Here is a 21,396-nt window from a genome sequence, read left to right as displayed (position 1 = left end):
GGCACGGGCGGGCCGCGGTCAGTGCGAGCCGTCGAAGGCGCCGTCACCGGCGACCCGGTACCCGGCCCGGCGCATCAGGGTGACCGCGGCCGTGGTGCGGGCGACGCCGTCGCGGGACGGGTCGCCGAGGGCGTAGAGGCCGGAGCGGCCGGGGACTTCGTGGAAGCCGAGCCGCTCGAGCATCCAGGACGCGTTGGCCCCGGCGCTGCGATCGGCCGCCACGATGCCGTGCTCGGGGTGACGCCCGAAGGTCACGTCGGCAGGCCCGGTCCACACCGTCGTCCGCACCGGTCCGGTCCGGACGACCGGCTGGTCGCCGGTCAGCACGGCCCGGACGCCCCCGGACGCTGCGCCGAGCCCGCCGGCGCACTCGCGACGGCGTCCGCGGCCGGGCCCGCCGCGACGCCCGTCGGAGGAGCCTCGGCCAGAGCGCCGCGGACCCGGTGCATCTCCCGGCAGTACTGGCGCCGCCCGGCCAGGCGCCAGAGCAGCCGGGCGGGCAGTGGCAGCCGGCCGAGGAACTCCGCCCGCTCGCTCGCGGAGGCGTCCTCCAGGATCGCGCCCAAGGCGATCATCAACCGGTGGCGCGGGGTCTCGGCGAGGCCGCGCTCGCCGACCGCACGCCACTGCTCCGGTCCGATGTAGGCGGCCACCAGGGGCATCACGGTCGACTCCTCGGCGTCCAGGTGGGCGCAGAGCAGGTCGTGGTGGTCGCGCAGGGCGGCCACCAGCGCGCTGCGGGTCGCCTCGGAGGGGTCGGCCGTCCAGCGCTCCATCAGTGCGGTGATCCAGGTCAGCCCTTCGTCGAGGGCCTGGTGCTGGGCCTCCATCAGGGCCAGTCGCCCGGCCTCGTCGGGGGTCAGCCGCGGGCGCAGCGGGGGCCAGAGCAGTTCGTCCTCGCCGGTGTGGTGGACGTGCAGCCCCAGCACGTAGAGGTGCCAGGCGCCGGAGAGGACGGCGGCGCGGTCGGTGTCACCCGCGGGGACGGCGGCGACGAGGGTGGTCATCAGCCGCGACTCCCGGCGGAAGATCCGGTGGATCATCGCCATCTCGCGGGTGTAGGGGTGGATGTCGGCCTGGGCCTGATCGATCAGTGTCACGTGGACGAGTGTCGACGGTACCCCTTGGCACCCACTTGCCGCCGGCACGTGGGCCGTCGGACGGCGAACCGTCGGAACGCCTGCCGTCGGGGCGGCGCCCGCGGTGGGCGCGGCCCCGACGCCGGGCGTCACTCGACCGGGCGGGCGAGCGTGGCGAACTCGGCCCAGGCGACCCGGGGCCGCGGCAGCCCGCGGCGGCTCAGGTAGCGGGCGGTCGCGGCGCGCGCCGTGCGCAGGGTGCGGAGCTGGTCGCCGGGGCGGCCGGCGCCGGCCGGGTCGACGACGGCGGTCGGTGCGAATAGCCAGGTGCCGCCCTCGAGCGACAGGCGGCCCTTGACCAGGACGTTGCGAAGGCCGTTCAGCCGGTCGTCGTGACGGTGCACCAGCAGGGACGCCGGGCCCGGGAGCACCGGGGCGTCGGGCGCGGGGAAGACCTGGTAGCCGTCCGGCCGGGCGACGACGCGGGTGCGGGCGAGAACGGGGGCGCCGCCCGGCGCGGTCGCGCCCAGGACGGCGGTCGGGAACTCCGCCAGCAGGCCGGCCCCGAGAGGCGCTGCCCCGGGAAGCCCGGTCTCCGGAATCCCCGGTCCGGAGGGCGAAGCCCCGGGTGCGGCAGCGGGCGGCAGGTCCGCGAGCGGGCTCCGGGTCAGCACCTGGCCGGGGGTGACGGTGATGTGCAGCCGCAGGTAGTACCAGTCCATCAACCAGCGGGTGGGGCGGGTGAGGAATGCCCGGCTGTGCGGTTGGCGGACGAACATCTGCCGCCAGTACTCCTCGGCGTCGGCGACCCCGGCGCGGACCTCCTCCGGGCAGACGGCCGTCCCGCTGATCAGCACCTGCGGGGCGCGGGCGTCGTCGTGGCCGGTCGGGTCGGAGAAGAGCAGGGCGACCCGGCCGTCGCGCCGGACGTTGAGCGCCTTCTGCGCGAACGCCGGGGAGGTGGTCACCAGGACGGTGCCGTCCGGCCGGATCCAGGCCGCGGTGGGCCAGGCCAGCGGAGTGCCGTCCCGGCCGAGGGTGGCGAACTCGCAGGTCCGGTAGGAGCGCAGGACGGTCGTGAGGATGCGGTCAGGAGGAGTCATGGGAGAAGAGCCCGTCAGAAGAGGTGGATGAAAGGGCGGAGGCGGGGGTGCGGCCGCAGGGGCGGCACCCAGGGCGAGGAAGCAGGGGGGACACGGGAGACGCGACGCAGGAAGGAGCGTCAGGGGGAACCACCGGCGAAAGGCGCCGGGAACGCCAGTATCGCCGCCCCGCGCGGCCGGAACGGACGCCGGACGGCGGGCGCCAAGTGGGCGCCAAGTCCGCCCCAAGTCGCGGGCCCGACGCTCGTGGCCGCGACCCGGCCGGGCGACCGGTAGTCTGGCCCGCGCGCTGCCGCCGGGCACCCGGGCGGCCGTGTGACGGTCGGCGGCCGCTGCCACTCGCGGGTCCGGTCCCGACGAGGACGACGGGCCCGGGGGACGGGTCCCCGGGGAGGCAGGACGCAGGTGGAGAGCACGCACGGCCAGGGGCAGGACAGCCCGGACCAGGGCCGGGATCCGGGACCGGAGCCGGCACGGCTGGTCGGGCGCAGCGGGCAGACCGCGCGGCTGAGCGAGGCTCTGGAGAGCGCGCGGACCGGTGGCGGCGGGGCGGCGGTGCTGCTGCGCGGCGAGGCCGGCATCGGCAAGACGGCCCTGCTGGAGTGGACCGCCGGCCGGGCGGCGGAGGCCGGGTTCACCGTGCTGCGGGCGGTCGGCTCCGAGGCCGAGCGGGAGTACGCGTTCAGCGGCCTCCACCAGGTCCTGTGGCCCCTCCTCGAACAGGTCGGGGACCTGCCGCCGCATCAGCGGGACGTCCTGGAGCACGCACTCGGCGTGCGCCCCGGTCTGCCGCCGGGCGGCTTCACCGTGGGGGCCTCGGCCCTCGCCCTGCTCGCCGCGGCGGCCCGCAGCAGGCCGCTGCTCCTGCTGGTGGACGACCTGCACTGGGTGGACTCCTCCAGCATCGCGGTCCTCGCCTTCCTGCACCGGCGGATCGCGGCCCTGCCGGTTGTCATCGTCAGCGCCAGCCGGCCCGAGGACTCGACGGTGGAGGCCTGGTCGGTGCACCCGGTCGAGGTCGGCGCGCTCTCGTCCGCGGAGGCCGGGGAACTGCTCGACCTGCGCCACCCGGGCCTGGCCGGCACCACGACGGCCCGTCTGCTGGACGAGGCGGGCGGCAATCCGCTGGCACTCGTGGAGCTGCCGCGCCAGCTGCGCCGCGGCCAGCTGCGCGGGATCGTCCCGCTGCCGGAGCAGCTGCCGCTCGGACGGCGGCTGGAGCGGCTGTTCGCGGACCGCCTGGCCGGCCTGACCCGGGCCGCCGAACGTGTCCTGCTGCTGGCCGCCCTGGCCGGGCCGGGCGCGGCCGAGGGCTCGGCTGCCTGGCTGCGCGCGGTGGGCGAGGACGTGGAGTCGGTCCTGGAGTCGCTGGAGGCCAGCGGGCTGGCCCGGCTCGACTCGGCGGGCCGCCTCGGCTTCCGGCACCCGCTGGTGCGCCGGGCCGTCATCTCCCGGGCCTCCGGCGCCCGGCAGCGCGAGGCGCACCGGTTGCTCGCCGAGGGCCTGACCGCCGACGACCCGAGGCGGCTGGTGCACGAGTCGAGCGCGGCGCTGCTCCCCGACGACGACCTCGCGGCCCGCCTCCAGGAGGCCGGCCACCGGCTGGTGCGGCGCGGCGGTGACGCCGAGGCGGCTCTGCTGCTCGACCGCTCGGCGGCGCTCACCGCCGACCCGGGCGACCGGGCGCGCCGGCTGACCTGGGCCGCCGTCGCGGCGGCCCGGGGCGGCCAGTTGCGGCACACCGCACGGCTGGTCGAGGAGATCGGCCGCGGGCCGGTGCCCGCGGACATCGCCCCGCTGTTCTCGTACGCCGTCGTCTACGTGGACCAGAGCCACCGGGTGGAGTTCGAGTCGTCCGTCGAGCTGCTGCCGGGGACGATCGAGGCGCTCTCCCGGCCCGGCGCGGAGGGTTTCGGCGGGCTCGCCGAGCAGGCGTACTTCAAGCTGCTGCTCGCCGCCGTGTACACCGGCGACGCCCGGGCCTGGCAGGTGCTCGCCGAGTACCGGGGCCAGGTGTCCCCGCTCGCCCGGCTCTGCCACCGGGCCTGGTCGGACCCGGCCCGCACCGCGCACGGCGTGCCCGGGCTCCTTACCGCCCTGCTGGACGGCCTGGACCGCGGCCAGGAGGCGGGCGCCGCGTGGCTGCTGCTCTGGACGGCCGCGGCGGTGGACGCCGCCGACGGTCCGCTGCGGCGCCGCTTCGCGGGCCAGCACGGCTACGCGACCCGCGGCTCAGTGGCGAAGGCCGAGGTCTACCGGGCCTACCTGCGGGGCCGCTGGAACGAGGACGCCACCTGCCTGCACGAGGCCGAGGCGGCCGAGGAGCTCGGCTACCACTGCAACGCCCTGCTGTTCCGGCACTACCACGCGCACTTCCTGGCCGGGCGCGGCGACGAGGAGGGCCTGCGCGAGGCCGACCGGCGGATCCGCCCGGTCGCCGAACGGGCCGGCATGCGCTTCGTCACCGACCAGCTCGACCACCTGCACGCGCTGGCGTCCCTCGCCCACGGGCGTGACGAGGACGCCTACGGCCGGCTCAGCGCCCTGATGCGGCCCGGTGAGCTGCCGGCCGGCCTGCCCTGGTTCCACCTGCCGTTCCTCGACCTGGTGGAGGCCGCCGTGCGGACCGGGCGCCGGGCGAAGGCGGCGGCGCACGTCGCGGCCGGCCGGGCCGCGCGGATGGACGAGATCTCCGGCCACCACGCCTTCCTGCTGGCCGCGGCGGAGGCGATCGCCGCCGACGACAGGCACGCCGCCGCCCTGTTCGAGGCCGCCTGCGCCGTCCCCGGGGCCCGGCGCTGGGTCTTCACGTTCGCCCGGCTGCAGCTCGCGCACGGCCTCCGGTTGCGCGCCAGGGGATGCCGGGACGCGGACGCCCTGCTGGATGAGGCGCGTCGTACCTTCGAGGAGCTGGGCGCGGCACCGTGGGCGGCTCGCTGCGCCGCGCCGCCGGGGGCGGCCGCATCCCCCTCCGGCGGACTGCGGGGCGGCCCCGGCAGCCGGCCGCTGACCGGTCAGGAGGTGCGGATCGCGCGACTGGCCGCCACCGGGCTCGGCCCCGCCGAGATCGGCGAGCGGCTCGGCACCGGTCCGCAGGTGGCGGAGGCCGGGCTGGCCAAGGCGCTCGCGAAGCTCGGCGTCGCCGGGCCACCCGCCCTCGCCCCGGCACTGACCGCGGCAGGGCTGCTCGGCCCGGTGGCCGTGCCGCAGGCCCGGTGACGGCTCGTCGGCCGGGCTGTGGCGCGCGACCGGTGGCGCCGGGGCAGTGAACGGTGGCCGCCGGGGCAGGGCTTCCCGGCGGGCGGTGACGGCGGGGGCGCGGCACGGGTTTCCTCGGTGGGGTCCGCTCCGGCGACCGTCGGGACGGGCGGATGTCCGATGTGACGACCACGCACCGACAGCCACACCTGGGAGACCTCGATGACCCTCGACCGAACCGTCCTGCGCCGCGCGGCCGCCGCGGCCGGCTGCGCAGCCGCCGCCCTGACCGTCGTCCTCGTCCCGGCAGGGGCGGCCCAGGCGGCGACGCCCGGCCAGTTCACCCTCTGCTCGGACGGCTACTACTCCTCCTACGCGGAGTTCCCGAACCGCCACTTCGCCACCAGGATCGTGGAGCCCGGCACCTGCAGCACGCTCAACCTCTCCGGGGAGAGCAAGGAGTTCGTCGTCCTGCACCAGGGCAACGGCGCGATCGTCGGCAGCTTCTCGTACGACGACGCGGCGGGCACCGGCGTCTCCACGACCGGGAACGCGTGGTCCACGGGCTACTACCGCTGGTGACCCGGCGCCGGCGGGCGGTCGCCCCCGAGTCCCCGGCTCCTCCGGGACTGTCCCCCCTCGCCCCCTCGCCTGTCGCCCGTGACCCCCGCCCCCATGACCCACCGTCGGTGACCCACCGTCGGTGACCAGGGCGCGCCCGGGCCCCCCCCCGCCCCCCCGGCGGGGGGGGCCCCCCCCCCCCCCCCCCCCCCACCGGGGGGGGGCCCCGCCCCGCCCGGCCCAAAGCCCGGGTTCCAAACCCCCGCAGCCCCGGGGGCCCCCCCGGGGGGGGCCCCGGGGGGCGGGGGGCCCCCCCGCCCCCCCGGGGGGGGGGCCCCACGGCCGCCAAGTCCCTGACAAGAGGGGCGGTCTAGCGTCCTCGCAGTCCGAACGGACGAGTTCCGAACCAGTCGAGGACAGGCAGCCCGATCGCATGACGACCCAGCTCAACCCGGGGGCGAAGACCTCCACCGCATCGACCGCGACCCAGTTCGCCACGCCGCTCGCGGCCCCCGGGGCGACCCGGTTCGCGGCACCGGTCGCGCGGCCGTCCGCGGTCCGCGGCGGCACCGGCGCGGTCGGGGTGATCAGGACGACCACCATCGCCGTGCTGGCCAGCGACCCGATCACGGGGGAGGGGACGGCGCTCGGGCTGCGCCGCCACCCCGGGCTCCGGCTGCTCGCGCCCGAGGAGTTCCCGTCCGCGGACGTCGCGCTCGTGCTGACCAGCGCCGTCACGGAGGAGACGATGACCCGGCTGGAGGACTTCGCGGACCGGTCCGACAACCCCGCCCTGGGTATCGTCCTGGTCGCCGAGGGCATCCGGGAGCACCAGGTGCTGCGGGCGGTCGAGCTCGGGCTGCGCGGCGTGCTCTGGCGTCAGCAGTGCGACTTCGAAAAGATCCTGGAGGTCGTCCGCCGGGTGGCCGTCGGCGGCACCGACCTGCCCCCGACGGTCCAGGGCTGGGTGGTCGACGGCTTCCGGTCGGTCCAGCGCGACGTGCTGGGGCCGCGCGGGCTCACGGCCGCCGGGCTGGAGACCCGCGAGGTGGCCGTGCTGCGCCTGCTGGCCGATGGCCTGGACACCGCCGACATCTCCCGCGAGCTCAGCTACTCCGAACGGACCATCAAGAACATCGTCAGCGGCATGATGACCAGGCTCGGCTTCCGCAACCGCACCCACGCGGTGGTCCACGCGATCAGGTCCGGGGTGCTCTGAGCGCGCGGCCCACCGGGCCGACCGGGGCCGGGCCGGTGCTCAGCGCAGGTACCACTTCTGGTTCGAGGCGCCGACGCAGTCCCACAGTTGGAGGGCCGTCCCGTTGGCGGTGCCCTGGTCCCTGGCGTCGACGCACTTGCCCAGGTGGGTGTTGACCAGGTCGTGCGCCGGGTTGAGCGCGAACTGCTGTGCCCAGCCGCCGTTGCAGCGGGCGAGCTGGATCGCCGTGCCGTCGGCGGCCGAGGCGCCGGCCACGTCCAGGCACAGCCCCATCGAGCGGACGCTGCCGTCCGGCCGGAACTCCCAGCTCTGCCAGGCGGAACCGGCGCAGTCCCACAGGCGCAGCGCGGAGCCGTCCACGGCGGCGTGCGCGGACACCTCCGCGCAGCGCTCGGACCCGTAGCCCGCGATCATCCGGCCGGCCGGTGACGGCGCGGCGGCCGGGGCCGGGGCCGGTGGCGCGGCCGGGGCCGGCTGGGCGGCGGGCGGCGCAGGCTGGGCCGCGGCGGGCGGCTGGTTGGCCGCGGCGGCCGCGGGCTGGTCGGCCACCGCGGCCGGGGGCTGAACCGGCTGCGCGGCCGAACCCGCGGAGGGTGCCTGGCTCTTCGGTGCCGCGGTTGCTCCTGCCCGCGCCGGCGGCGGTGCGGCTCCGGGCGCCGGCGCGGTGCGACCGTCCGGTGCGGCGGGGGCGCCCTGCGTGCTCGCGCCGGGCGCCGGGGCGGGCGGGTCCGCCGCGACGGGCGGAGTCTCCGTCGGGCCCCCGGCGGTCGGGGTGGTGGCGGTGGGGGAGGCCTCCGGAGTCGCCGCCACGTCGGCGCGCACGGTGGTCCCCGGCACCCGGGCCGCGCCCAGCGCCGGGCCGGTCGCGGGGTCGGCGGCAGTCGTGTCGGCCTCGCCGGGACCGGCGGTGACCGACAGGGCGGTGACCGCCAGGGCCGCCAGCACGCCGGCGGCGACCAGGGCCCCGGCGATCCGGGCGGTCCGCTCCGGCTGCTCCTCGCCGTCCGCCGGCTTCCCGTCACCGGTCCGGCGCCCGCCCGGGCGCTTCTCCTGCCGTGGGGACGCGGCCGCCGGAGCTGCGGGGGGCGCAGGGGCGGCCGGAGCGGTCGGGGCGGCGGCGGGCTGGGGTGCGTCGGCTCCTGGAGCCTCCGCCTCGGAGGTACCGGCCTCGGAGGCGGAGGCCTCGGAGGTGCCGGCCTCGGAGGAGCGGGGATCGGCGGCGCCGGGCCCCGTCGCACCGGGAGTGGCTTCGGCCGCCTCCAGCACCCCGTCCGGGCCGGTCTCCCAGGGCAAGGTCCGGTCCCAGAGCGCACCCGCCGGTGCGCCGGAGGTGTCCGTGGACGGCGTCACGCGTTCCATACGTCTCTGCTCCTCGTCGTCGGGTCCGGCCCGGCCGTGCGGAGGTCGCACCGGCTGTCGGGCCCGGGCGGCACCGGTCCGGGGGACGGGCCCCGGGCCCGCGTCATTCAACCCCCGCCCCGGCCGGCAGACCCGGTTCCGCCGCTGACCTTGACCCTTCGCACCCGCTTCCGTGCATCAAGGTGCAGACCGCGCCCGGCACAGGCCGGATCCACCACCTGACGCACCGCCGGATGCACCAAGGGACACGCTTCCTGGGCCGCCGGGACAGAGAACCGCCCGGACGACGGGAGCCCCCCGCCGGCGGTTCCTAGGCTCCGACCGGAGCGACCGGAGCGAACCCGCCGACCGGCCCCGCGGTGCCCGGACCGGCAGCCGAGCACGCCGGCACAGCACGCCGACACAACACGATGGCACGGCACAGCAGAGAAAAACGGGAGAGAACCGGACGTGAGCGACGTGAGCACCGTGGTCGTCAGACGTCCGCCCCGCGCCGAGGGACCGGGCCTACCGGAGGAACAGGTCGAACTGGCCGAGCCGCCGGTCCTGGGCGAACCCGCCACCGCGGACTTCGGTTCCGTGCTGACGTACCTGCCGATGGGCCTCGGCACCGGCGCGATGGTGCTGATGTTCTCCGTCGGCAACGGCGGCACCGCGATGTACGCGATGTCCGGGATGATGGGCGTCGCCATGGTCAGCATGACCCTGGTCCAGATCGGCCGCCCCGGCGCCGAGCGCCGCCGCCGCGTCCGGGCCGAGCGCCGCGACTACCTGCGCTACCTCGCCCAGAAGCGCCGCCAGGCCCGGCAGGCCGCCGCAGGGCAGCGCGCCGCCCTGCTCTGGGACGAGCCCGACCCCGCCGGCCTGTGGGCCCTGGCCGGCGGCCCCCGTCTCTGGGAGCGCCGGCCCGGCCACGAGGACTTCGCCCGGATCCGGATCGGCACCGGCCCCCGCCGCGCCGCCCTGGAGTTCCTGCCCCCCAGGACCAAGCCGGTCGAGGACCTCGAACCGCTCTGCGCGATCTCGCTGCGCCGCTTCACCCACGCGCACCGGACGGTGCCGGACCTTCCCGTCCCGGTCTCCCTCCAGCGCTTCACCGCCGTCGAGTTGGTCGGCGAGCAGGAGGACGCCCTCGCCCTGGCCCGCGCCATGGTCGGCCGGCTCGCGGTGTTCCACTCGCCCGACGAACTGCGCGTCGCGGTGCTCGCCGACGAGGCCGGCCGCCGGGAGTGGGACTGGCTGAAGTGGCTGCCGCACAACGCCCACCCGCAGGAGGAGGACGCCGCGGGCCCCGCCCGACTGGCCGCCGGCGACCACGACGCCCTGCTCGACCTCCTCGGCGCGGGCGTCCGCGACCGGCCCGACCACGACACCGGCTCCGCCCCCGGCGTGGCCGAGCCCTTCGTGGTGGTCGTCGCCCAGGGCGTCCGCCTGCCGGAGACCTCCCGCCTGCTCGGCGCCGGACTGCGCGGCGTCGTCCTCCTCGACCTCACGGGCACCGTCCCCGGCGGCCCCCGGGTGCTGCGGCTCTCCGTCCGTGGCCACCGGGTCACCCTTCCTGCCGGGAGCGCCACCGTCACCGCCCGCGCCGACCGGCTCGGCGCCGCCGAGGCCGACACCCTCGCCCGGGCTCTGGCTCCGCTGCGCACCGGCGGCGGCGCCGACCTGCGGGACCGTCCGCTGGAGTCCGACGTCGACCTGGCCACGCTGCTCGGCATCCGCGACGTCCGCGGCTACGACACCGCCGCCAAGTGGCGCCCCCGGCAGGCCCAGGACGCCCGTCTGAAGGTGCCGATCGGCGTCACCGAGGACGGCGAGGTGGTCGAGCTGGACCTCAAGGAGTCCGCCCAGGGCGGGATGGGCCCGCACGGCCTGCTGATCGGTGCCACCGGCTCCGGGAAGAGCGAGCTGCTGCGCACCCTCGTGATCGGCCTGGCCGCCACCCACTCCTCCGAACTCCTCAACCTGGTCCTGGTCGACTTCAAGGGCGGCGCCACCTTCCTCCACCTGGACCGGCTGCCGCACACCTCCGCCGTCATCACCAACCTCGCGGACGAGCTCCACCTCGTCGACCGGATGCGCGACTCCATCAGCGGCGAGATGATCCGCCGCCAGGAGCTGTTGCGCGAGGCCGGGCACGCCTCGCTCTACGAGTACGAGAAGGCGCGTGCCGCCGGGGCCACCCTCGCCCCGTTGCCCGCACTGCTGATCGTCGTCGACGAGTTCTCCGAACTCCTCGCCAGCAAGCCGGAGTTCGTCGACCTCTTCGTCTCCGTCGGCCGGCTCGGCCGCAGCCTCGGCGTGCACCTGCTGCTCGCCTCCCAGCGCCTGGACGAGTCCCGGATCCACCGCGTCGAGGGCCACCTCTCCTACCGCATCGCGCTGCGGACCTTCTCCTCCATGGAGTCCCGCAGCGTCATCGGCACCGCCAGCGCCTACGAGCTGCCCTCCGCCCCCGGCAACGGCTACCTCAAGGTCGACACCACCAACCTGGTCCGCTTCAAGGCCGCCTACGTCTCCGGCCCCGCGCCGGCCGCGCCCCACCCCGACCAGGTGCGCACCGGCCTGCCCGCCCGGGAGGTCACCGCCTTCGGCCTGGAACAGCGCGGTCCGTTCGCCTCCGCCCGCATGGACGAGGAGTCGGCCCTGCTCTCCCTCGCCGAACAGGCCCTGCTCCGGCGCCCCACCGAGGACCGGCCGGCCGAGGAGGGCGGCGACAGCCTCTCCGAGGTCCTGGTCGCCCGACTGGAGGACGCCGGACCGCCGGCCCGCCAGGTCTGGCTTCCCCCGCTCACCGCCCCACCCAGCCTGGACCAGCTGCTGCCCGGCATCGTGCCCGACCCGGACCGCGGCCTCGCCACCTCCGACCCGCGCCTGCGCGGCGCCCTGCGCGTCCCGCTCGGCCTGGTCGACCGCCCCTTCGAGCAGCTGCGCGACCTGCTCGTCGCCGACCTCTCCGGGGCCGACGGCCACATCGGCGTCGTCGGAGCACCGCAGACCGGCAAGTCCACCCTGCTCCGCACCCTCATCCTCGCCCTGGCGCTCGCCCACACCCCCGAGGAGGTCCAGTTCTACTGCCTCGACTTCGGCGGTGGCGGCCTGGTCTCCACCGCAGGCCTCCCGCACGTCGGCTCCGTCGCCACCCGGCTGGAACGCGACCGCGTGCTGCGCACCGTCGAGGAACTCCACCAGCTCCTCGAACACCGCGAACAGCTCTTCACCTCCCGCGGCCTGGAGTCCGTCGCCGCCTACCGCGCCCTGCGCGCCCGCGGCGCCGTCGACGACCCGTACGGCGACGTGTTCCTGGTCGTCGACGGCTGGGCCACGCTCCGCCAGGAGTACGAGGACCTGGAACAGCGCGTGATGGACCTCGCCGCCCGCGGGCTCTCCTTCGGCATCCACGTCGTCGCCTCCGCCGTGCGCTGGTCCGAACTCCGCTCCCGACTGCGCGACCTGCTCGGCACCAAGCTCGAACTACGCCTCGGCGACTCCATGGAGTCCGAGGTCGGCGCCAAGGCCGCCGCCGCCGTGCCGCACCGGCCCGGCCACGGACTCACCGCCACCGGGCACCACTTCCTCTCCGCACTGCCCCGGCTCGACGGCTCCCCCCGCACCGACGACCTCACCGCCGCCACCAAGGCCGCCGTCGCCGAGATCGACGCCTTCGCCCCCGGCGGCGCCGCCCCCGGCGTGCGCCTGCTTCCCACCCGCCTGGACGCCCACCGGCTCCCCGGCCCGGCCGAAACCCCCGACCTGCGGTTCTGCCTCGGCCTCGACGAACAGCGGCTCGCCCCGGTCTGGCACGACTTCGGCACCACACCGCACCTGACCGTCTTCGGCGACGGCGAGACCGGCAAGACGAACGCCCTGCGCCTCGCCGTCCGCGCCATCACCGCCCGCTACCGGCCCGAGGAGGCCCGCATCCTGCTGGCCGACCCCGGCCGCGGACTCCTCAACGACGTCCCCGAGGCCTACCGGGTCGGCCTCGCCGTCGACACCGACGGCCTCGGCCGCCTCGCCGAGAGCGCCGCCGTCTCCGTCGGCAGCCGGCTGCCCGGCACCGACATCACGCCCGAGCAGCTCGCCCGGCGCGACTGGTGGCAGGGGCCCAGGCTCTTCGTCCTCGTCGACGACCACGACCTGCTCACCGGCCCGCCCGGCGCACCCTCCCCGACCGCCCCGCTCGTCCCGCTGCTCGCCCAGGGCGTCCACATCGGCCTCCACCTGGTCGTCGCCCGCAGCACCTCCGGCGCCATGCGCGCCGTCATGGACCCGCTGCTGCGCAGGATGTGGGAGCTCGGCAACCCCGCCCTGCTGCTCTCCTACCCCAAGGAGGAGGGCAGGTTCCTCGGCGAGGCCAGGCCCCGCACCCTGCCCCCCGGCCGCGCCCAGCTGGTCACCCGGCGCACCGTCACGCTCGTCCAGACCGGCCTCGTATCCGCACCCCCCGCCCCGACTGGAGCACCATGACCACCGCACCGCCCCCGGTGGAGGCCACCGAGGTCTGCCGCATCACCGTCGACGGCCCCGCCGGCCGGGCCGACCTCGCCGTCCCCGTCACCACCACCGTCGCGGCCCTGCTGCCGGTCCTGACCCGGGACCTCCCCACCACCCCCGGCCAGGCCACCCCCGCCTGGGTCCTGCAACGCCTCGGCGAGGACCCCCTCGACCCCGGGGCCACCCCGGCCACCGCCGGCCTGCGCCACGGCGACGTGCTGCGGCTGCGCCCCGCCGATGACCCGCTGCCCGCCCTGCACTTCGACGACATCGCCGACGGCGTCGCCGACCGCGTCGGTCGCGGCCCCGGCCGCTGGCACCCCGGCCTCACCCGGGGACTCGCCCTGCTCCTGGCCGGCGCCGCCCTCACCGCGCTCGCCGCCGCCCTGCTCACCGCCGGCGCGGGACCGGCCACGGCCGCGCGCTGCGCCGCCGTCGCCGCGGTCCTCACCGTCTGCTGCGCCGTCGCGGCCCGCACCGGCGCCGTCCGGGGCGGCGTCCTGCTCGCCGGCACCGGCGCCCTCCTCTTCGCCGCACTGGCCGGGCTCACCCTGCGTGCCGCCCCCGGCCCCGGGCACCTCCCGGACACCGTCCTCGGCGTCCCGGGCGCCGCCGCCGGCGTCGTGGCGCTCGCCGCCGTGCTGCTCGGCGTCGGCGCCCTGCCACTGGCCGTCCCCGGCACGGCCGTGCTCACCGCCGTCGCCGCCGCCTGCGGTGCCGTCCTGGTCCGAGCCGGCTGGACGGACCCGGCCCGGGCCGCCGCCCTGCTCGCCGTCGCGTCCTTCGTCCTCGGCCACCTGGCACCGCGCCTCGCCCTGCGCGTCGCCCGCCTGCGCGTGCCCCACCTGCCGCATGACGCCGAGGAACTCCAGCGCGACCTCGACCCCGAGCCCGGCGACCGGCTGGCCCGCCGGGTCACCGTCGCCACCGCCTGCCTCGACAGCATCGCCGCCGCCTCCGCGCTCGTGCAGAGCGCCGCCGTCACCCTGCTCGTCGTCCTCGACGACGGCTGGACCGGGTGGCTGCTCCCGCTCACCCTCGGCGCGGCCGTCCTGCTGCGCGCCCGCGACACCGACGGCACTCTCCAGCGGATCCCCGCGCTGCTCGCCGGCGCCTACCCGCCGGCGCTGCTCCTCGTCCTGCGCGTCGCCCCCACCGGGCCGGCCGGGGCGGTGGCGGCCGCCACGCTGCTGCTCACCGCCGCCGTCTTCCTGCTGCTCGCCGCCGGACGGCTGCCGAAGGCCCGGCTGCTGCCGATCTGGGGACACCTCGGCGACCTCGCCGAGACCGCCACCGCGATCGCCCTGCTGCCGCTGCTGCTCCACGTCCTCGGTGCGTACGCCCGCCTGCGCGCGCTGGCCGGTTAGGGGGAACGGGCATGCAGACACGACGCGACCACGTCCAGTCCCACCGGTTCGCGATGGGCCGCCTGGCCTCCGCCCTCGTCGGGGGAGACCCGGGCCAGGGCGACAGCCCCACCCGCCGCTCCGCGCTCGGTACCGTCCTCGGCGCCGGAGTCGCCGTGCTGCTCTGCGGCGGAGCGGCCGGCTACGGCCTGCTCGCACCGGCGCCCGGCACCGCGTGGCGCAAGAACGGCACCGTTCTGGTGGAGAAGGAGACCGGCAACCGCTACGTCTACCTGGACGGCGAGCTGCGACCGGCCCGCAACCGGGCCTCGGCCCTGCTGCTCGCCGGCGGCCCGGCCGCGCCCGAGGCCGTCCCCGCCAAGACCCTGGCGGGCACCCCGCGCGGAGTCCCGATCGGCATCCCGGACGCCCCCGACACGGTGCCGGACGCCTCCGGGCTGCTCACCGGCGCCTGGGCCCGCTGCCTACGGACGGCAACCCCGGGCGCGGCGGGCGGGCCGGGTACGGCGGGCGGCGCTGGCCAGACCCTCGTGTTCGGTCCCGCCGCGGACGCGCTGCCCCCGCTGCCCGCCGACCGGGCGGCCCTGGCCGCCGGGCCCGACGGCTCCCGCTACCTGCTGCTGCACGACACCAAGTACCTCGTCCCCGCGGACTCCGCGCTGGTCGCCCTCGGCCTCGACGATCGGCCCGCCCTCGCCGCCCCCGCCGAATGGCTCGCCGCCGTGCCCACCGGCACGCCGCTCGCCCCCGGCGTGCCACCCGGCGCCGGGAACCCGGCCGGCACCGTCGCCGGACAGGCCACCGTGACCGGCCAGCTGTTCCGCACCGGCACCGGCAGCGACGCCCACCACTACCTCCAGCGCGCCGACGGCCTCGCCCCCGTCGGCGCGACCGAGTACGCCCTGCTCGCCGCCGTGCCCGGTACACCGGCCCCGAGGACCGTCACCCAGGCGGACGTCGCGGCGGCCCCGGTCTCCGCCGAGCACGGCCTGCTCACCCGGCTCCCCGAGGTCATCGGCCTGCGCGCCCCCGCGGCCGGGGAACTCTGCCTGCGCACCGGCCCCGGCGACGACAAGCGTCTCGTGCTCGGCCCGGCCACCGACCGGCCCGTCGTCATGCCGCCCGGCACCGGCGCGCTGGCCACAGCCCCGGGCGGCGGGCAGTCCTACCTGCTCACCGAGCAGGGCGCGCGCTACCCGGTCGCCGACGGCGACGCCGCCCGCGCGCTCGGCCTCGGCGACTCGCACCGCCCCGTCGTGCTGCCCGCCGACGTCCTCGGGTTGCTGCCCGAGGGCCCCGTCCTCAGCCGCGCCGCGGCGCGACGGTGACGGGGGAACGGCCGTGAGACTGCGCCTGCGCGCCGCCGCGAGCGGCGCCCTCCTCATCCACCCCAAGGGCGAACCCGACCACCGGGCCGTGGAGTTCGCCCGCTGCCTCGCCCCAGACGACCGGCACACCCTGGTCGTCGTCGACCTGCCCGCGGAGGCCGTCGAGCGCGAATGGCAGGCGGTGGCCCGCCTGCTGGCGCCCGCCCGCTACCGCAGCCTGCGCCTGGTCTTCGGCCGCGGCCCCCGCGAGGAGATCCGCCGGGCCGGTGCCCGGATCGCCGAGCGGCTCGGCCGCGAGGTCGTCGCGGCCGACGGCGAACCGACGCCGACGATCAGCGGCGGCCTCTTCGTCCCCGCGGACCGCGGTGAGGGGTGGCTGCGCTTCACCCCCGGCCGTCCGGCGGAGCGGGACTCGCAGCGCTTCCCCAAGCCGGCCTGGGAGTTCACCAGCCCCACCGGGCCCCGGCCGCTCGGGCCGGACACCGTCGCCGAACCGCTGCCGAGCGGGGTCTGGGTGCGCAGCACGCGCGAGGAGCCCCCGGCCGCCCACCGCCGGCAGCTGGTCGAGGCGGTCCCGGCCGACCTCGACCTGCTGCTCGTCGTGATCGGCAGCCCCGGCGCCCCGGCGGTCGCCCTGGACGCGGTGGCGCGGTTCTGGGGCACGGTGCTGCCCAGCGTCCGGCCGGCCGTCAGGTTCGTGCTGCACGGAACCCTGGAGACGCCGGGGACGGCCGAGCCCGGGCAGGCGCTCGCCGACGCGCTGGGGCACCGGGTGGTGCGGTACCCGGCGCTGCCGGTCGCGGTGCCGGGTGCGGGGGAGCCGGGAGCGGCCCGGACGTTCGGCGCGCCGGGGTACGGGCAGGACCGGCGGGCGGTGGTGCACCTCCCGGCGCAGGCGCAGGCGCAGTCGCAGGTGCAGCCGCAGTCGAAGGCGCCGGTACAGGTGCAGCCGGCGATACAGGTACAGGAGCAGGCACGGCCGGTCGTGGCCGGCGGGGTGAGGCCGTCGGCCGACGTCGGCGCGGTGGCCGTGGCAGCGGCGGTGGCCGGAGCGGCGACGCCCCGGCCGGTGGCCGTCCGTCCGCCGGACCCGCCCGGGCCGACCACGGCCGAGCCCGCACCCGTCGCGTCCGTTCCGCGCGGCCCGGTCCCGCCCGGGCCCCTGGTGCCCGAGCCGACCGTGCCTGAGCCCACCGCAGTCGGTCCCGTCGAACCGAGCCCCGACGCGCCCGCCCCCGGGACACCCGCCCCGGCCTCGGCGCCCGTCCCGCGGTTCCGGCTGGAGTCCGGAGGGCCGCCGCCCCCGCCCGCACCGGAGACCGTGCCGGATCCGGCGCCGTCTCCCTCGCCGTCCCCGGCCGCTCCCGCTGTGCCCGGTACCCCTGCCGCGTCCGCCGCCGCCCCGGCGTCCGCCGGTCTCCGCGCGCGGGTGCAGCCCGTCCCCGAGGCCGCGGCCTGCGCCGTCCCGCCCGAGCGGGGAATCGAGCAGGAGCGCGGCTGGGTGCGCCGCACCTTCAGCGAGCAGTTCAACGCGATCGCCGGATCGGTCTCCCGGGTGATGTCGGAGTCCCCGGGTCTGCGCGGCACGGATCGCGCGGAGGCGGCGGCCGCGCTCACCGAACTGGTCTCCGTCCGGCTCTACCTGTCCGGGGACAGCCGCCGGGCGGACGCCGCCGTCCGGAGCGCCGACCCGGGTCCGCACGTGCCGCTGGCCCGGTGCGTGGCGGCAGGGCTGCGCAGACTGCCTTCGTACCGCGGGCCGGCCCTGCTCCGGAGCGGACTGGGTGAGGCGGAGCGGGGGCTCTACCGCGAGGGCGGGCTGCTCACCGAGTGGGCCTTCTGCCACGCCCGTACCACCCTCCACGCCGGGCCGCCGGGCGGGACGGACGTGCTGGTCTGGTCGATGACGGCCCGTCGGACGGCCATGCTGGACCCGGCCGCGCCCGACCGGGTGCTCTTCCTGCCGGGTACCGGCTTCAAGGTGCTGCGGGTGGACGGCCGGACGGTCATGCTGCGCGAGCTCTCGCCGTCCGAGATCGCCGCCGACGGCCGGGTGGACCTGAGGCCGGTGAAGCTGGACGCGATGGCGCTGGCCGGCCTGGAACGGATCCCGGCCGCACTGGCGGCGGCCGGGACGGACGAGACCCTCGAAGGCGCCGACGCGCCCGGGCTGATGCCCGTTCCCCCCGCGTCCGGCTCCCGGCCGCCGGGCACCCGGGTGCCCGGCCCCTCGCCGTCCGGCCCCCGGACACCCACCCCCCGCACGGAAGGAACCGGCCTGTGAGAAGGCAGGTGCTGCTCGTCTCCCCGGACCGTCCGGGCGCCCACCGCTCGATTTCCGGCGCCCTCGCCGAGGCCCCCGAGGGCGCGCTGATCACCGTCGCCCCGGGCCGCTACGAGGAGGCGCTCGGCATCACGCGCCCGGTCACCGTGGCCGTCGCCGGGGAGGCCGGGAGCGTCGAAGTGCACGCCGCCGCCGGCAGCACCGTGGTGGTTGACGCCGAGGCGGTGCAGCTGTCCGGCCTGGTGCTCTCCGGTGCCGACCGGCAGGCCGCCGTCCTGGACCTCCGCCGCGGGCAGTCCGCGCTCGACGGCTGCCGGATCACCGGCGAGGCGTGGGCCGCCGTGCTGGTGCGTCAGGACGCCACCCTCGCGGCGCGCGGCTGCCGGGTGGCCAACCCGTACGGCGCCGGGGTGGTGGTCACCTCCACCGCGGCCAGCGTCCTGGAGGACACCGAGGTGGCGGACGCCGGCTCCTCGGCGGTGGTGGTCGCCGAGCGCGGCCGACTGGAGGTCCGGGACTGCCGGCTGGACCGGCCGCGGGGCAACGGGATCTGCGTCAACGGCAGCGGATCGGTGCTGGCCGAGGGCGTCAGGATCACCGGCAGCGGGAAGCCGGGCCTCGCCGTGGAGCAGGAGGGCCGGGCGGCCCTGCACCGGGTGACGGTGAGCGGCAGCGCAGCCGTCGACGCCTACCTCACCAGCCGGGGCGAGACCACCTTGACCGACTGCGTCCTCTCCGGATCGGCCGGACAGGCGGTGCACGTCGCCGAGGGTGCGGCGCCGGTGCTGCACGGTTGCACGGTCACCGGGGCGGCGGGCAGCGGGGTGGAGGTGACCGGCGGCGGGCGACCGGTGCTCCGGAACTGCGAGATCACCGGGACGCCGGTCGGGCTCCGGGTGAGCGGCCCCGGCAGCGCCGCCGCGGCCGACGGGCTGACCGTGCGGGACGCCGCCACCGCCGCCGTCCTGGTCACCGACCGGGCCGGCGGCGAACTCGACCGGCTGACCGTCACCGGGGCGGCCGGCCACGGCGTCCGGGCCGACGGCGGTGCGGAGGTCTCGCTGCGCGCGGCGGTGATCACCCTGGCGGGCGGGACGGCCGTCGAGCTGACGGGCCGCGCCACCGGCCTGCTGACCGGCGCGCGGATCAGCACCACCGGCCCGGGGCGGGGCCTGGGCGTGGCGGACGGGGCGAACGTCCGGCTCACCGCCTCGCTGCTGGACGGCTGCCCGGCGGTCGTCGGTGAGGACGGCGAACTGACCGCTCGCGAGAGCGAGTTCACCGGCTCCGGCGCCGAGGGCGTGCGGGTGCTGGCGGGCGGCTCGTTCACCGCCGTGGGGTGCCGGGTCAGCGGGGCCCGCGGTCACGGTGTCGACGTCCGGGCGGGCGCCCGGGCCGACCTCGGCAACTGCACGGTCGTGGAGAACGCGGGCGGCGGGGTGAGGTCCGCCGGTCCGGAGGGCTCCGTCCGCCTCCACGACTGCGACGTCCAGGACACGGCGGTCCGGGGTGCGCAGGCCAGGGACGCGCAGGCCGGAGGCACATGGGGAGCGCACGACGGCGTCGCCGCGCGGGCCGGGGCCTCCACCGGCTCGGAGCCCGGCCCGGTGTCGGACGGCCCGCCCGCGCACAGCGGGACCGGACCGCTGGCCGAACTGGACGCGCTGGTGGGCCTGGAGAGCGTCAAGCGGGAGGTCACCGGGCTGATCAACCTCAACCGGATGACCAAGCGGCGCAGCGAGATGGGCCTGCCGATGCCCCCGATGAGCCGGCACCTGGTGTTCGCCGGCCCGCCCGGCACCGGCAAGACCACCGTGGCCCGGCTCTACGGCGCCGTCCTCGCCGAACTGGGCATCCTCGGCCAGGGCCACATCGTGGAGGTGGCCCGCGCCGACCTGGTCGCCCAGATCATCGGCGGCACCGCCATCAAGACCACGGAGGTCTTCACCAGGGCGCTCGGCGGGGTGCTCTTCGTCGACGAGGCCTACACCCTGACCAACCAGTCCCGGGGCACCGGGCCGGACTTCGGGCAGGAGGCGGTGGAGACGCTGATGAAGCTGATGGAGGACCACCGTGACGAGATCGTCGTCATCGTGGCGGGCTACTCCGAGCAGATGGACCAGTTCCTGGCCTCCAACCCGGGGATGGCGTCCCGCTTCTCGCGCACGGTGGAGTTCCCCAACTACGCGCCAGGCGAGCTGGTGACCATCGTCCGGGGCCTGTGCGCCAGGCACTGCTACGAACTGACCGGCGGTGCGGTGGAGGCGTTGACCCGTCACTTCGAGGACGTCCCGAAGGGGCCGACCTTCGGCAACGGCCGGGTCGCCCGGCAGGTCTTCGAGTCGATGATCAGCAACCAGGCGTCCCGGCTGGCCGTCCGGCCGCCCGCGGACGACGGCGAGCTCAGCATGCTCACGGCCGCCGACGTCACCACCGTCCGCGCGGAGCCCGTCCGCGCCGAAGCCGTACGTCCCGAGGCGGATCGGCCGCCCGCGGCGGTCCCCGCAGCAGCTTCCCCCGCCCCCGCGACCCCCCACGGGCCGCGGGCCGCAGCTCGTCCGGCGGCGGGCCGTCACCTGGCCGGGCTGGTCGGCCTGGCCCCGGTCCGGCAGGCGCTGGCGGCCCGGCTGGACGCCCTCGCCGCGTCCGGACGCGGCGCCGCGGGCCTGGCGGACGTCGTCCTGGAGGGCCCGCCCGGCAGCGGCCGGCAGGCGCTGGCCGCCGCCTACGCGCGGTCCCTGGCAGAGCTCGGCCTCGTCCCGCTCGGCACACTGGACCGGTTGCCGTTGTCGGACGTCCCGGCCCGGTGGACGGAGCAGCCGCGCAGCCGTGTCGCCGACGCCTTCCGGCGGGCCGCGGGCGGCGTGCTGCTGGTCGAGGCGGACCCGCTGTTCGAGCGCCGGCCCGCCGTCGAACAGGCGGCGGTGGTGGACGCGTTGGCTGCCGGTGCGGCGGGGCGGGACGCGCACGGCGCCGCCCTGGTGCTCTCCGGGCGCGCGCCGTTCCTGATGGGACTGCTCGCAGCGCGGACGGACCTCGCAGGCGTCTTCGCGGAGTACCTGCCGCTGCCCCCGTACACCGGCGCCGAGCTGGCCGCACTGACCGTCCGGCGGCTGGAGTCGCTGGGTCTCGCCGTCACCGACGAGGTGTCCGCGGAGCTTGCCGGACAGGACGGCTCGCAGGGCGCGCGCGGGGCGCACCTGCTGGCGCTGCGGATCGCCGGTTCCGCCCGCGCGCGCACCGTCACCCCGGCGGACCTGCCCGCCCCGCTCCGCGCCGCTGCCGACGGGCGGCCGGTGCAGCGATCCGGGGTCGGCGGGGCAGTGCAGGGGTGATCCGCGGCCCGGCCGGCACCGGGTGGAGCAGCATGAACGACAGAGGCTCAGCACGGCAGCACTCCT

At 77.4% G+C, this 21,396-nt stretch carries 12 protein-coding genes; 8 read left to right on the top strand and 4 right to left on the bottom strand.

Annotated features, from left to right (window positions below):
• Window positions 1–18: 18 nt before the first annotated feature.
• From ACFYUY_RS08855 to ACFYUY_RS08845, 3 genes are all read right to left on the bottom strand, one after another.
• Complete coding sequence (locus ACFYUY_RS08855; RefSeq protein WP_387899392.1) at window positions 19–327, bottom strand: hypothetical protein; 309 nt, start codon at window positions 325–327, stop codon at window positions 19–21.
• The gene (locus tag ACFYUY_RS08850; RefSeq protein WP_387899389.1) at window positions 321–1,100 is read right to left on the bottom strand and encodes a hemerythrin domain-containing protein; all 780 of its coding nucleotides are present in this window, start codon (window positions 1,098–1,100) and stop codon (window positions 321–323) included. The genes ACFYUY_RS08855 and ACFYUY_RS08850 overlap by 7 nt, the downstream gene beginning before the upstream one ends.
• A 128-nt stretch (window positions 1,101–1,228) precedes the next feature.
• Window positions 1,229–2,182 (bottom strand): pyridoxamine 5'-phosphate oxidase family protein, encoded by a 954-nt coding sequence (locus ACFYUY_RS08845; protein ID WP_387899386.1) that lies wholly within the window; start codon window positions 2,180–2,182, stop codon window positions 1,229–1,231.
• A 405-nt stretch (window positions 2,183–2,587) separates the two neighbouring features.
• On the opposite strand from ACFYUY_RS08845, the gene ACFYUY_RS08840 reads away from it, so the two are divergent.
• The 3 genes from ACFYUY_RS08840 to ACFYUY_RS08830 all read left to right on the top strand — a co-directional run bounded on the left by ACFYUY_RS08840 (window position 2,588) and on the right by ACFYUY_RS08830 (window position 7,160).
• Entirely contained in the window at window positions 2,588–5,401 is a 2,814-nt protein-coding gene (locus ACFYUY_RS08840) for an AAA family ATPase (RefSeq protein WP_387899383.1), read from the top strand.
• 201 nt (window positions 5,402–5,602) lie between these two features.
• Window positions 5,603–5,962, top strand: coding sequence for a hypothetical protein (locus ACFYUY_RS08835; protein WP_387899381.1), 360 nt, complete (start codon window positions 5,603–5,605; stop codon window positions 5,960–5,962).
• Between the two features lie 412 nt (window positions 5,963–6,374).
• Entirely contained in the window at window positions 6,375–7,160 is a 786-nt protein-coding gene (locus ACFYUY_RS08830) for a LuxR family transcriptional regulator (RefSeq protein ID WP_387899378.1), read from the top strand.
• Between the two features lie 39 nt (window positions 7,161–7,199).
• Here ACFYUY_RS08830 and ACFYUY_RS08825 read toward each other — a convergent pair whose 3' ends face one another.
• Window positions 7,200–8,519, bottom strand: a complete 1,320-nt coding sequence (locus ACFYUY_RS08825) for a ricin-type beta-trefoil lectin domain protein (RefSeq protein WP_387899375.1) — start codon at window positions 8,517–8,519, stop codon at window positions 7,200–7,202.
• A gap of 459 nt (window positions 8,520–8,978) precedes the next feature.
• Here ACFYUY_RS08825 and eccCa point away from each other — a divergent pair, with 459 nt between their 5' ends.
• From eccCa to ACFYUY_RS08800, 5 genes are read left to right on the top strand one after another with little or no spacing between them, the layout of a single operon-like run.
• A complete protein-coding gene (gene eccCa / locus ACFYUY_RS08820) occupies window positions 8,979–12,989 on the top strand; it encodes a type VII secretion protein EccCa (RefSeq protein WP_387899557.1) in 4,011 nt (1,336 codons plus the stop codon).
• Window positions 12,986–14,383: a type VII secretion integral membrane protein EccD gene (gene eccD, locus ACFYUY_RS08815; protein ID WP_387899372.1), complete on the top strand. Its 1,398-nt coding sequence runs from the start codon at window positions 12,986–12,988 to the stop codon at window positions 14,381–14,383. Before eccCa ends, eccD begins: the two co-directional genes overlap by 4 nt.
• Before the next feature lie 11 nt (window positions 14,384–14,394).
• Window positions 14,395–15,711, top strand: coding sequence for a type VII secretion protein EccB (eccB, locus tag ACFYUY_RS08810; RefSeq protein ID WP_387899369.1), 1,317 nt, complete (start codon window positions 14,395–14,397; stop codon window positions 15,709–15,711).
• A gap of 13 nt (window positions 15,712–15,724) precedes the next feature.
• Complete coding sequence (locus tag ACFYUY_RS08805) at window positions 15,725–17,995, top strand: hypothetical protein (RefSeq protein WP_387899366.1); 2,271 nt, start codon at window positions 15,725–15,727, stop codon at window positions 17,993–17,995.
• On the top strand, window positions 17,992–21,330 hold the full coding sequence (locus ACFYUY_RS08800) for a right-handed parallel beta-helix repeat-containing protein (protein WP_387899363.1): 3,339 nt from the start codon (window positions 17,992–17,994) through the stop codon (window positions 21,328–21,330). Before ACFYUY_RS08805 ends, ACFYUY_RS08800 begins: the two co-directional genes overlap by 4 nt.
• The last annotated feature ends 66 nt before the right edge of the window (window positions 21,331–21,396 follow it).

Source organism: Kitasatospora sp. NPDC004745, from assembly GCF_042873275.1.
GTDB lineage: Bacteria > Actinomycetota > Actinomycetes > Streptomycetales > Streptomycetaceae > Kitasatospora.
The sequence above is the reverse complement of the archived record's forward strand: the minus strand, read 5'-3'. Positions and strand labels throughout refer to the sequence as shown.

Coding starts and splice junctions, on each gene's coding strand:
- eccB (WP_387899369.1), top strand. CDS start 14,395: ATGCAGACACGACGCGACCACGTCCAGTCCCACCGGTTCGCGATGGGC.
- ACFYUY_RS08825 (WP_387899375.1), bottom strand. CDS start 8,519: ATGGAACGCGTGACGCCGTCCACGGACACCTCCGGCGCACCGGCGGGT.
- ACFYUY_RS08835 (WP_387899381.1), top strand. CDS start 5,603: ATGACCCTCGACCGAACCGTCCTGCGCCGCGCGGCCGCCGCGGCCGGC.
- ACFYUY_RS08830 (WP_387899378.1), top strand. CDS start 6,375: ATGACGACCCAGCTCAACCCGGGGGCGAAGACCTCCACCGCATCGACC.
- eccD (WP_387899372.1), top strand. CDS start 12,986: ATGACCACCGCACCGCCCCCGGTGGAGGCCACCGAGGTCTGCCGCATC.
- ACFYUY_RS08845 (WP_387899386.1), bottom strand. CDS start 2,182: ATGACTCCTCCTGACCGCATCCTCACGACCGTCCTGCGCTCCTACCGG.